Origin of the sequence: Acetobacter sp. UBA5411 (genome assembly GCF_002409645.1) — a bacterium.
Lineage (GTDB): Bacteria > Pseudomonadota > Alphaproteobacteria > Acetobacterales > Acetobacteraceae > Acetobacter.
In genome coordinates, this window is sequence record NZ_DHNR01000002.1 from 819 (window position 1) to 12793 (window position 11975).

General features: G+C 60.4%; 13 protein-coding genes. 3 read left to right on the forward strand and 10 right to left on the reverse strand.

Translation table 11 applies throughout. The features are described from left to right. On the forward strand, positions 1-327 hold a 327-nt coding region (locus tag B3759_RS00470; protein WP_291362609.1), incomplete at its 5' end, for a LysE family transporter. Positions 328-385: 58 nt separating this feature from the next. Here B3759_RS00470 and B3759_RS00475 read toward each other — a convergent pair. Then, complete coding sequence (locus B3759_RS00475; RefSeq protein WP_291362611.1) at positions 386-1273, reverse strand: LysR family transcriptional regulator; 888 nt, start codon at positions 1271-1273, stop codon at positions 386-388. A gap of 99 nt (positions 1274-1372) precedes the next feature. Here B3759_RS00475 and B3759_RS00480 point away from each other — a divergent pair, with 99 nt between their 5' ends. Beyond that, positions 1373-2314, forward strand: coding sequence for an AEC family transporter (locus B3759_RS00480; RefSeq protein ID WP_291362613.1), 942 nt, complete (start codon positions 1373-1375; stop codon positions 2312-2314). Between the two features lie 6 nt (positions 2315-2320). On the opposite strand, the gene B3759_RS00485 is transcribed toward B3759_RS00480, so the two are convergent. Further along, the gene (locus tag B3759_RS00485) at positions 2321-3223 is read right to left on the reverse strand and encodes a LysR family transcriptional regulator (RefSeq protein WP_291362615.1); all 903 of its coding nucleotides are present in this window, start codon (positions 3221-3223) and stop codon (positions 2321-2323) included. A gap of 101 nt (positions 3224-3324) precedes the next feature. Here B3759_RS00485 and B3759_RS00490 point away from each other — a divergent pair, with 101 nt between their 5' ends. Then, positions 3325-4086 carry an SDR family NAD(P)-dependent oxidoreductase gene (locus B3759_RS00490; protein ID WP_291362617.1) on the forward strand — a complete coding sequence of 254 codons (762 nt, stop codon included), beginning with the start codon at positions 3325-3327 and terminating at the stop codon, positions 4084-4086. Between the two features lie 40 nt (positions 4087-4126). On the opposite strand, the gene B3759_RS00495 is transcribed toward B3759_RS00490, so the two are convergent. From B3759_RS00495 to B3759_RS00530, 8 genes are all read right to left on the reverse strand, one after another. Continuing rightward, positions 4127-5899 carry an AMP-binding protein gene (locus B3759_RS00495; protein ID WP_291362619.1) on the reverse strand — a complete coding sequence of 591 codons (1773 nt, stop codon included), beginning with the start codon at positions 5897-5899 and terminating at the stop codon, positions 4127-4129. A gap of 15 nt (positions 5900-5914) precedes the next feature. Beyond that, positions 5915-7162, reverse strand: coding sequence for an MSMEG_0569 family flavin-dependent oxidoreductase (locus tag B3759_RS00500; RefSeq protein WP_291362621.1), 1248 nt, complete (start codon positions 7160-7162; stop codon positions 5915-5917). A gap of 14 nt (positions 7163-7176) precedes the next feature. After that, entirely contained in the window at positions 7177-7464 is a 288-nt protein-coding gene (locus B3759_RS00505) for an MSMEG_0570 family nitrogen starvation response protein (RefSeq protein ID WP_291362623.1), read from the reverse strand. Continuing rightward, on the reverse strand, positions 7452-8630 hold the full coding sequence (locus B3759_RS00510; protein ID WP_291362625.1) for an MSMEG_0565 family glycosyltransferase: 1179 nt from the start codon (positions 8628-8630) through the stop codon (positions 7452-7454). Before B3759_RS00510 ends, B3759_RS00505 begins: the two co-directional genes overlap by 13 nt. Next, positions 8627-9601, reverse strand: coding sequence for a sll0787 family AIR synthase-like protein (locus tag B3759_RS00515; RefSeq protein WP_291362627.1), 975 nt, complete (start codon positions 9599-9601; stop codon positions 8627-8629). Before B3759_RS00515 ends, B3759_RS00510 begins: the two co-directional genes overlap by 4 nt. After that, on the reverse strand, positions 9598-10161 hold the full coding sequence (locus B3759_RS00520; RefSeq protein ID WP_291362629.1) for an MSMEG_0567/Sll0786 family nitrogen starvation N-acetyltransferase: 564 nt from the start codon (positions 10159-10161) through the stop codon (positions 9598-9600). Before B3759_RS00520 ends, B3759_RS00515 begins: the two co-directional genes overlap by 4 nt. Further along, the gene (locus B3759_RS00525; protein ID WP_291362631.1) at positions 10158-11267 is read right to left on the reverse strand and encodes an MSMEG_0568 family radical SAM protein; all 1110 of its coding nucleotides are present in this window, start codon (positions 11265-11267) and stop codon (positions 10158-10160) included. The genes B3759_RS00520 and B3759_RS00525 overlap by 4 nt, the downstream gene beginning before the upstream one ends. After that, positions 11264-11975 (reverse strand): nitrilase-related carbon-nitrogen hydrolase (locus B3759_RS00530; RefSeq protein ID WP_291362633.1); only part of this gene is annotated, 712 nt, incomplete at its 5' end. The genes B3759_RS00530 and B3759_RS00525, both read right to left, overlap by 4 nt.

Genomic DNA, 11975 nt, shown 5'->3' on the forward strand with positions numbered 1-11975 from the left:
CGGGAAACTGGTGCGCGGCGCTGGATTACCAAAGGGTTCGCCATCAGTGGCCTGAACCCCAAGGCTCTTCTGTTTTTTCTCGCCCTTCTGCCCCAGTTTACGAATCCGGGTTCATCGTGGCCGATCTTTTTGCAGATCGGGGTTTTGGGCATCATTCACACAATGAACTGCGTCTCCATCTATCTGATGGTCGGATTTGGCGCGCGGACAATATTAAGCAGCCGCCCCAGAGCGTCCATCGTGACCGGCTACATATCCGGAGCGATCATGATTATGCTTGGTCTGGTTCTGGCGTCGGAAGACATCATAAAAGTACTCCACTCATGACCATGGAATATGGAGAGCGAAGATATTGGAAACAGACTCCCTGCACAGGTTCCATGGATCAGAGTGAAGCCCGCTGCATCGATTTCCCAATTTCCATGAATGTCGAGACTGCGGGGTTTTTCGTAGTGATCGGCGCTCGAAGGACAACGTCAAGTTGGGGAGCGTCTGTCAAAGCCCGTGACATCAGCCCTGCCCCCAGTTCGGCACACAGCGATGCCGGGATAAGGGCTACACCCAGCCCTTTTACAACAAGCTGGATAATCGTGTGCTGCAACCGCGGTTCAAGCACGACATGCGGGACAATTCCCTTGGCAGAAAAATAGCTGTTGATCGCGGATCGCAGAGCCGGCGCTGTCGCAGCGGATGCTGCGATGATCTTCTCCTCGCGGAGTTCCTCAGGGCCGATCTGGTCGACCGCGGCAAGGGGATGGTCCTTTCGCATGATGATGCATAATCGCTCCCTGGCCAGCAGCACGGTCTGCAGGTGCGGCGCATATCCGCAATCAAATGTTACGGCGGCATCCAGTGTCCCTGCCACCAGCATCTCATCGATCTCTGTTGGCGTGCGTTCGTCAAGGACAAGGCGGACATCCGGCCTCGCCTCCGCATAAAGCTGAACGAGTTGCGGCACGACGCTGTGGGCGGCGTGCATCATGAATCCAAACCGCAATTCGCCTTTCATGCCGCTGGCAACCAGCCTGACATCCCGGCACGCCTCCTCAAACAGCCCCAGCACCTTTCGACAGTCTTTCATGAAGTGTTTTCCGGCTGGGGTCAGCGCCACATTGCGCGAGTTTCGTTCAAACAGCTTCACCCCCAACGTGTGCTCGATCATGGCAATCTGGCGACTGAACGGCGGCTGGCTCATATTCATCCGCTCGGCGGCCCGACCGAAATGAAGCGTCTCCGCCAGAGCCATGAAATACCGCATATGCCGCGTGTCCATCTGATACCCTGACAGCATTGATCGTGAACCATATGAGTATTGGATTGTATCAATAGCCTCCGATAGCGTCACGCTTTTGCTGGCCTCCCGAGATTCTTGATGCTGAACAATCTGCTGATCGTCCTGCCTATCTTTGCCCTCATCCTTACCGGATGGATCGCACGAAAATCGGGTGCGCTTGGCCCCAATGCCACACGCGAGGTCAATCGGCTGGTGGTCTATCTTGCGTTGCCTGCAGTGCTGTTCGACATCGTGGCGAATGCAAAAATGACCGATCTGTGGGAGCCGGGATTCATTGCGGCGTTCACGCTCGGCTGTTTTATCGTGTTTGCCGGGACGTTATGGTGGCGGGTATCGGCAGGACACCATCTTGCCGATGCCGCCATTGACGGACTGAACGCGAGCTACGCCAATACGGGGTTTGTCGGTTTCCCGCTTGTCCTGTCTCTTGTTGGCGATACCGGCATGGCGCCGACGCTCATCGCCACGATCGTGACGGTCTGTGTGCTGTTTGTCATAGCAATCGTTTTGATCGAGGCTGGATTGCAAACCGAAGCGCGACCGCGCGACATCGTTGCGAAAACGCTCTTTTCGCTGGTGAAAAATCCGTTGCTGGTGGCGCCAGCCCTTGGCGGCCTTGTCATGATATCCGGCGGGCATCTGCCGGGACCCGTTCATGCCTTCCTGAAGCTTCTCGGCGGGGCTGCATCCCCCTGCGCCCTGATCGCCCTCGGTCTGTTCCTTGCCGGAAATTCCGTCGGTGCCGCGTCTGCACGCCCGTTGACTGCCGCCATTCTTGTCGGGCTAAAGCTGATCGCCCAGCCTCTGGTTACGTGGATCATCGCAGCGCCCGTGCTCCACCTGCCTCCAGCGATGACACAAATCGCCGTGCTTCTTGCCGCACTCCCGACAGGAACCGGCTCGTTCATGCTGGCGGAATTCTATGATCGGGAGGCAGCTCTTACCGGACGGGTCGTTCTGGCATCCACGGTACTCTCGATTGCAACGATCTCGCTCTATCTCGCCCTTGCACCCGCATAGGGACGCTCACTCGCACTGTGGATGAAGTCGCGGGCCAATAATCTCCAACAGCCAGTCCACGAACACCCGCACACGCGGAGAAAGCTGCCTGTTGCTCGGGTAAAGGACCGACACTGGCGTTGGCATGGGTGGAAAATCAGGAAGCATTTCGATCAGCGTGCCATTCGCAAGATCATCCGCGAAGCCATAGCGAGGAACCTGTACGAGACCGAAGCCAAGTCTGGCCGCTTCGGCATAGGTATCAACACCTCCGACCAACAGACGCGCCGGAAGCGAGACCTCGATCACCTCCTCGCCGCGTGTAAACTCCAATGGCAAAGGCTGGCCGGTGCGTGAGGACACGAAGCCGATCATCTGATGCCCCTCAAGATCGTCGGGAGAGACAGGCGTTCCGTGCCGCGCCAGATAGGCCGGGCTGGCGACCGTCACCTCTTCCATAACGCCCAGCGGTCGGGCAATCATATCGCTGTCCGGCAGACTTCCGGTTCGGACCACGCAGTCCACCCCTTCGCGCACCAGATCGACAAACCGCTCACCCTCACCAAGATGAACGGTCAGCGCCGGGTGGCGCGCAAGGAAGTCCGGCAATGCTGGCAGCAGGATCATGCGCGCCAGACGGCCGATCACATCAGCGCGCAAGAGACCGGCCACAGCGCCACTCGCACCACGATCGGCATCTTCGAGATCCGCCAAGATCGCCACACACCGGCGATAATAGGCAGCACCTTCCTCCGTTGGCCGGACATGACGGGTCGAACGATGCAGCAGTCGGGTGCCGAGCCTTTGCTCCAGCGCCTTGATCGCAGCGGTCGCAACCGGGCGAGAGACGCCGCAATCAGCTGCTGCGGCACTGAAGCTGCTGCGGTCAACAATGCGGACGAAGAGGTCGAGTGTGGCAAGCCTGTCCATGGGATTATTCCATGGAGCAAAACAATGCTGACGGAAAGAGCGGTCTTATCGAACGGACGATGGTGTGACCAAGATTGGTCCCTCACCAGATGGAGATTCCCATGCCTGCAACAAACACCATTGCCATCGTCACTGGCGGAAGCCGTGGACTGGGCCGCGCCACCGTTGAAGCCCTCGCCCGACGTGGCGTCTCATCAATCTTCACCTATCACACCAATAAAGCCGCTGCCGATGAAGTGGTTGAGAGTGTCCAGCACAGCGGTGCCCGCGCGGTGGCCCTGCAACTCGACACCGGCGATACGCATGCTTTTCCTGCCTTCGCCGACGAGATCCGACGCGTGTTGCGCAATTGGGGAGCCGAGCGTTTCAATTATCTGGTCAACATGGCAGGCACCTCGCATCATGCGTTGTTCGGCGAGGTGACGGAGGAAGATTTCGACGCCGCCTATCGTGTTCACGTCAAGGGTCCGTTCTTCCTGACACAGACGCTGCTGCCGCTGATCGCGGATGGCGGCCGGATCGTAAACATCTCATCCGGACTGACGCGCTTTTCCTATCCCGGCTGGATTGCCTATGCCTCCATGAAAGGGGCGGTGGAAGTCATGACGCGCTACATGGCCAAGGAACTTGGTCCGCGCCGTATTGCCGTCAACACGGTAGCGCCGGGTGCGATCCAGACGGATTTCTCGGGCGGTATGGTGCGGGACAATCAGGATATTGCTCGCCAGATTGGAGAAGTAACCGCACTTGGACGTCCCGGACTTCCTGACGACATCGGTCCAATGATCGCTTCGCTGCTGTCCGAGGACAATCGCTGGGTCAATGCGCAGCGGATCGAAGTTTCCGGCGGTCAGGCCATTTGAAGGCTCGCCGCTCCACAATTGGCAGGTTGCACTGCTAACGTCAGGATACCAGCAGGCGTTTGCGTGTGATCTTGCCAGATACCGTGGTCGGTAGATGCCTGACGAAACGGACTTCCTTCAGACCAACCCAGCGCCCGAGGACTTTGTTGACCAGCACGACGATTTCCTCGGAAGATGGTTCGCAGGCGGCCCGCGGGTCAACGACCACATAGGCGACAGGTCGCTGCCCCCGCAGTTCATCGGGGGTCGCGACTACGGCGCAGGCATGAACGGCAGGATGGGTGGCGATGATCTTTTCGATCTGCACGCCGGAAATTCTGCGACCTGCGACCTTGATGACATCATCGGATCGTCCGAGCATATGCACGGCGCGGTCGGCCTCGATCATGCCTTCGTCAAAGGTGCGGTAATATCTACCTGTTTCATCAAGATAAGCGGACGGAAGGCGAATAGCCCCATCCTTCCAGACACCAGCCAGACAGCCGGGCGGCAACGGCAGGGAGAGGACAATCTCGCCACACTGTTCACCCGGCATGGACGGCACAATAGCTGGACGAAATCCCGGTGCAGGCCGCCCGATGTCGTTCATGAGCGAGACCGGCTCACGCTCGGGCAGACCGAAAAAATGAGCGGTGATGCTCCATCCGGTTTCAGTCTGCCACCAGTGATTGACCACGGGTTTGCGAAAATACGACCGCGCCCAGTCCAGCAATGTTGGGTCTGCATACTCCCCGGCCACGAAGATGCGGGCCAGCGCGGGCAGGATCGCCCCTGACAGATGGCGGCTCTCCTGTCGCATGAGCCGCATCTGTGTTGGTGTGGTGAACAGGCATTTCACCGCGTGCTCATGACAGAGCGCGCGGATCGCAGAAGCTGAAGCACCGCCTTCCACAATCACGCTGGTACAGCCGCTGATCAGCGGCGCATAGACGCCATAGGAATGGCCAACCACCCACCCCAGATCCGATGTCGTGAAGAAGGTATCGCCGGGTTTGCAGCCGTAGATCAGATCCATGGACAAGGCGAGAGCGACTGCGTGGCCACCATTGTCACGCACAATGCCCTTCGCATTGCCCGTCGTGCCGGACGTGTGAAGAATATACAAGGGATCTTCGGAACGCAGCATGACCGGCTCTACTGGTGCGGACTGTTCCAACGTGTGAAAATCGTGATCCCGCACCGGCAGAAGCGAGGCCGGGCAGGCTTCGCGCTGCACGATCACGCAGGCCTGCGGTCTGTGCGCCGCCGTAGCGAGCGCCTCGTTCAGAGCGGGCGCGGACGGAATGGGCGTCTGCCCCTGAAAGCTGCAACTGGCGATGATGATGACTTTCGGTGCCGCATCATCAATCCGTCGCGCCAGTTCAGGCCCGGCGTAACCCGCAAAGACCATGACATGCACCGCCCCGATCCGTGCACAGGCCAGCATGGCGATGGCCGTCTCGATCATGGTCGGCATGGCGATCAGGACACGGTCGCCTTTCTCCACTCCGAGCGAGCGTAGACCACCGGCAAATCCGGCCACCCTGCCCTGCAACTCCCTGTAGGTTACAACCTGACGTTCCTTGGTGGCGCAGGAATGCCAGATCAATGCTGCCTGTTCACCACGACCATTTTCAACATGCCGGTCCACGGCGTTTTGGCAGGTATTGAGCGTGGCCTCGGGAAACCAGTCATGCCAGCCGTCCGACCGCGTCCTGCATGCGGTCACAGGAGCCTGCATCCATGTGACGCACTGTGCCGCAGCCAGCCAGAACGGCTCTGGCTGGTTCAGGGCTGCGTCATACATCGCCTCGTATGTCGTCCATGGAAGCATGGCGCTTACCTCCGCTCAGGCTACGGGCACATCTTTGCCGGTGATCTGGCTCGTCAGCCACGCGGCATCACGCGAAACACCGGAGAACCGCCCCGATCCCCATGTGTGCAGCCATGGCAGGCCGAGGAAGTAGAAGCCCGGCGCATCGGTCACACCCCGATGCCAGACGGGCTTGTTGGCTCCGTTAAAGACCGGCACGTCGATCCAGCGATAGTTCGAACGGAAGCCGATGCACCAGATGATCGAGGTGATCCCGGCGGCCTTCAGGTCCAGCGGGGTGTTGCTGCCATCGGGCTCCCACACAGGAACATAAGCGGCTTCGATTGGGGCAGTGATCCCTTCACGGGCGATATAGGCGTCGATGGATTTCTTGATGTCGGCATTGGTCTTGTCCGCATCATCAAGGTTTTCTTTCAGGTCTGGTGCGAAGTGAGCGACTTCGTCACGAATGGTCTCCAGCGTGCCATGCAGGCCCACGCCTTCCTTCGCAAATTTGCGCAGATCAAGGTCATGCCCGCCGTTTCGGCCCGTGACGTAATGATTGGTCTTGTCGCGTGCACCGTCACGCAGAGGATGATTATCCACCGTCAGGTCGTAGAAATGCATGTCCGCAAGCCAGTCCACCACGTCGCGGCCACGGTAGAAACGCGAGACACGTGGGGCGGAACCGACACAGAGATGCACCTTGCGTTTTTCAAGAAACAGGTCCTCGACGATCTGCGCGCCGGACTGGCCACTGCCCACAACGAGAACCGCGCCTTCCGGAAGCTGGGCCGCGTTGCGGTAATCCTGTGAGTGGACCTGAAAGATCGATGGATCGATCGCGCTGGCGTAACCGGGAATCACCGCGTCCTGATACGCTCCCGATGCGATGACCACATGCTTTGCGTGCCAGGTCTCTCCGCCCGCCACCACACGATAGCCACCGGCCTCGTGACGTGTGATGGAGGTGACGGCTGTGTGTTCACGCAGCGGTGGGTTGAACGAGTTAACAAAGCCTTTGACGTAATCAATGATTTCCTTCTTCACCATGAAGCCGTGTGGATCGCTCCCTTTGTAAGGATGACCGGGGAGTTCGCACTGCCAGTTTGGTGTAACCAGACAGAAATTGTCCCAGCGTTCATCATCCCACGAATGGCAGGCCGTCTTTGCCTCAAAGATCATGTGCTCCACCTTCTCGCGGCAGAGATACCAGCTCATGGACAGTCCGGCCTGTCCGCCACCCACGATGATGACGGGGATGGTTTTCTCGTTCTGTGTCATAAGAATATTCCGTCTCAGGATTTGAAAGACAGGACGCGCACCTGCGCATCGGGTCGATTGAGGAAGGGCGTGCAGGTCTGCCGAATGGCGTGAAGCTGACCAAGGGCGCGGCTGCACGGGAAGCCGTAGCGCGCTCGAACCCGCTCACTGGCTTCCGTCAGGGCCGTGTCCGCTTTTTCAAGAAATTCCCGGACCGGATAATCCTGACCGGGCGTGAAGTGATCCCTTATGACCAGCGATGGGGAGTAACAGTCGGTCTCCTTCCCATCGGGCCAGCGCACGCGAAAGGTCATTTCGGGCATGATGACAAAACTCCTGAAGCAGGAACGCCAGCGTGCGGCAGCGCCGCGAGACGCCGATATGCGGGGAGATGCCGACTGGCGACGCGGCGCCAGTCGAAGCGGCGGGCCGTTGCGGGGCCACTGACCCGGAAACGGGCCGGACTCCGGACGCTCAGAGCGTCGCGCAACGCGCAGACAAGTGTTTCGGGGTGTTCCGGCTGGCACCAGAATGCCTCGAGAGTATGAAGATGCTCCGTGAAAGGAGGTGCGGCCGGCACCACCACGGGGATTCCGCAGGCCAGAGCTTCAAGCGGGCACAGGCCGAAGCCTTCCGTTCTTGAAGGATAGGCCAGCACGGAAGACTGTCGATACAGTGCGGACATATCGTCATCCGCAATCGTACCTGTCACAGTCACCGCGTTTGCCAGCCCGCCACTCTGAATCCGCTCATCGAAAAGACGACGGTAGTCGGAATGGTCCAGCAGGGACGCGCCTCCGGCAATCACAAGATGCAGATCAGGCAGCTTCCGATGCAGCATCTCAAAAGCATCAAGGAGAACAAGCGTGTTTTTGCGACGCTCGACCCCGCCGACCGACAGCACAAGACGTGCGTTCTGCGGAAGCCCATACCGTGCGCGAAGTTCCTGATCGCGCAGACCGGGCTCCGGAAAAAACCTTTCCAGATCGACACCATTCCCGACCACAGGCGCATGCCGCCCGTACTCGGTGAGCAACGTGTCCTCCCAGAGCTGACTGACCGTAAAAAGTTCGGTCGCAGCCGTCAGACCCCGTGTCTGGCGAGCCGCGACACCGGGGTGGGAGAAACGGTCCAAATGATGAACCGTGCGGGCAAAGCCCTGTATCCGCCCCTCTTCCACCAGATCGGCCAGCGCATTGGCGCTGATCGGGTCCTGCGCATGCAGCACGTCAAAATGCTGACCGCGCAATGCGTCTCTGATCTCGCCAATACGACGCTCCACCAGTGCTGGCAGGTCAGGCACAGATGCGGCCGGGATGCAGCGTGTGGCGCAGCGGGGCGTGCGGAAGAAACCGGCTCCTGTCACGTCCGGCGCGATCAGCGTTGCGTCATGGCCCGCGTCACACAGGGCTTCCGCCAGCGCCATGCCGTGCACCACACCACCGCGTGGATTGGTCGAGTGGGTCAGGATGCCAATGGACAGACTCATGGCGCAAATCCCATGAGTGGCGTCCGGGCGAGATCCCAGAAGGTTTCCTTCTCGTCCGCCCATGTGACATCCAGCCGCTGCGTGCTGTCACACTGACCGATGACGGAAGCCGCAATGTCACGCCCACGAAACCGGGCCATGAGCGCTTCAGCATCTTCGGGGCGCGCTGTGAGCAGGTAGCCATAGCTGGGGAATGCGGAGAGCCAGCGCTCCATCGGTGCATCGTCAGGGCGCGGCACGTCATCGAGCGCGATGGTCATGCCGACGCCCGAACATTCGGCCAGCATGAGGGCGGTGCCCAACAATCCGGCCATACTGATGTCCTTCGCAGCACGGCTCAGGCCATCTTCGGCAATGCACGGCAGAAGTTCGATGTCCCCACGCAGCCGGACCGCTCCCTCGGTGCCGCACAGTGCTGAACTGGCATCCCAGAACGGGTGCGGGTCGTGCCAGCGGCCACGTAGGTCGATGGCGGCGATCAGAACCTCGCCAGGGCGGGCATCGAAGCTGGTCAGCAGATGACGGGCACGGCCGAGGATCGCCACCGACAGCGAGTTATGGGTGCTGCGCATGTTGGTGTGTCCGCCAACAACCGGCACGCCATAGGTGCGCGCACCTTCATGCAGACCGGTCAGAATGGACGCAGCTGCCTCGGACGTATCGCTCCACAGTGCATCCACCACGGCTACGGGACGACCACCCATTGCCGCGATGTCGCTGACATTGACCATCACGCCGCAATACCCGGCAAACCACGGCATTGAGCGGGCAAAGCTATCCTGAAAGCCCTCGCTAGCCAGCAGAAGGTAGCCATCGCCATCCGGAATTGCGGCGCAGTCATCGCCAAGCCGGATGGCATCAGGATTAGCAGGCTTCAGGATTGCCGCAGTTTCGGCAATATCCTGTTTACCCGCCAGGGCGCGACCGTTCCGGAGCGTGCGCAGCAGTGTGGCGAGTTCGTGTGCCATCACGCCACCTGTCGTATCCGGGGCTGCGGACGCAGCAGCCAGGTCTGATCCAGACCGTGCGCCGGGTAGCGCGACAGATCGGCCTCCATATCGTGATGTGGCAGGCCGTGCAGCGTGATGACGCCGAGACTCTTCCAGTGCAGGCGACGGAAGAACAGCACATTCTGCTCCTGCACCTGAGCCAGAAACCGCGCGGCCCCAAGCCCATGCGCCGTGCTGACCGCCATACGGATAAGTTCCGCCCCGATCCGCCCCAGCTTGCGATGATCTTCATGCACAGCCAACCGGGAACCACGCCAGATGCCGGGTTCTGCTTCATGGATGCGCACCGCTCCCACAACCCGATCCGGCATTCCCGCCATGCAGCAGGCCGCGATGATGGGAATGGCGACCTCATCGATTGCGTCGCGGTCATCCTCTGCAAAAACATGCTGTTCACTGCAGAATACTTCGCGACGGAGCGCGTGATAGCCGGCACGCTCCCATGGCGTGCGGGCAAGGCGCACGACATATTCCATCGGAATGAACGGGCGGTCTTCCACGCCTTCGAGGATCGCTCTCATTGCTCGTACGCCGAAAGCGAGGAACAGGCGCCACAACGGCCACATCCGGCCCGGATGTCGCTGGACTTCATGTTCGCTCCCCGGAGCATCCGCCCAAGCGGCGCCAGAACGGATTTCATGAAATCAGCTGAAGGCGGCGCATGATTTTCCAGAGGAGTGCCGGAAATGGGCACGAACGGCACCACGAAAGGATAGACCCCGAGCGCAATCAGACGCTCGGCGAGGGCCAGAATATCTGCGGCGCTGTCACCAAGCCCCGCAAGAATGTAGGTATTGACCTGCCCGCGCCCGAAGATCGGCACGGCGCTGGCGAAAGCGTCCATATAGCGATCGACGCTCACCGTGGCCTTACCGGGCATGATCTTCTCGCGCACCGCCCGCGTCGCGGCTTCGAGATGCATCCCCAGACTGTCGGCCCCAGCATCGCGCAGACGCTGAAACCAACCGTGGTCACGTGGTGGTTCGCACTGAACCTGAAGCGGCAAATCCACCGCCGCCCTGATGGCACGGGCTGACTCCGCCAGCACGGCTGCACCCCGATCAATCACATTGGGCGTGCCGGTCGTCAGCACCATGTCGCGGACACCGTCGAGTTCCACGGCGGCTTTGGCGACCTCGGCAAGCTGCGCCGGCGTCTTGTAGGCGATCGTCCGGTCCGCCTCCAGCGACTGGCCAATGGCGCAGAATTGGCACGACGTGCGCCGGTCGGCGTAGCGGATGCAGGTCTGGTGCACCGTGGTCGCCAACGTGTCACGGCCATGCAGCAGCGCGATCTTCCAGTAGGGAATACCGTCTGCCGTGCTCAGCCCGTAAAAGCGCGGGGCAGCCGGAAAATGGATCGTGCCCAGTGTCTGCCCATCACGCAGCAGCGTGCTGGCCCCGTGCTGGTCAGGTGGACTGGCCTGAAACGGAGACCGTCGCGCACCGGACGTATAGACCGGCACCATGACGGTCTGGCCCGCGATGGTGATTGTCTTGTGGTCGGAAGGACCGGCTCCGCCCTTGCGGGCGATACCACCGATATCTTCGCCGATCTGAAGCCCAAAGGACTGCAGGTCCGTGACGAGCTTACGACCGGAAAGTGTGCCAAGTGTTGGTACGGTCATGGCTTGGCCTCGTCCTTGGAGGGACCAATCGGCTCCGCTGCTTCATGCTCACCGACATAATGCACCGTTCGCGCCGGCCGTCGGTCCTGAAGCAGGCTGAGCAGTTCGGGCCGTGCGTAGTGCCCTACTGAATCCATCATCCGCTTGCGTTTGGTAATCAGGGCGAAGTCGAGATCGGCAATGACCATGCCCTCGCCTTCCGTCAGTGGTGTGCCGAGCAACCTGCCTTCAGGTGAGACGATGGCTGTGAAACATCCGCCCCGTAGTGGTCCTTCAAGTGCCGGGTCGCGCGCAATCTCCTTGATCTGATCTTCCATGAGCCAGCCAGTGGCGTTCACGACAAAGCAGCCGGATTCCAGCGCATGATGCCGGATGGTGACTTCCATCTGGTCGGCAAAGATCTGCCCAACCAGCGAACCGGGGAACTGTGCGCAGTGGATTTCCTCGTGCTGGGTCATCAGCGCGTAGCGGGCGAGCGGATTGTAATGCTCCCAGCAGGCCAGTGCACTGATGCGACCGGCAGCGCTTTCAACGACTTTCAGACCGGAACCATCACCCTGCCCCCAAACCATGCGCTCATGGTAGGTAGGCGTAATCTTGCGACGCTTGAGCAGGATCTCACCTGTCGCATCAAAGATGATCTGCGCGTTGTAGAGCGCCCCAAAATCGCGCTCGTTCACGCCCAGCACCACGACGATACCGGTGTCA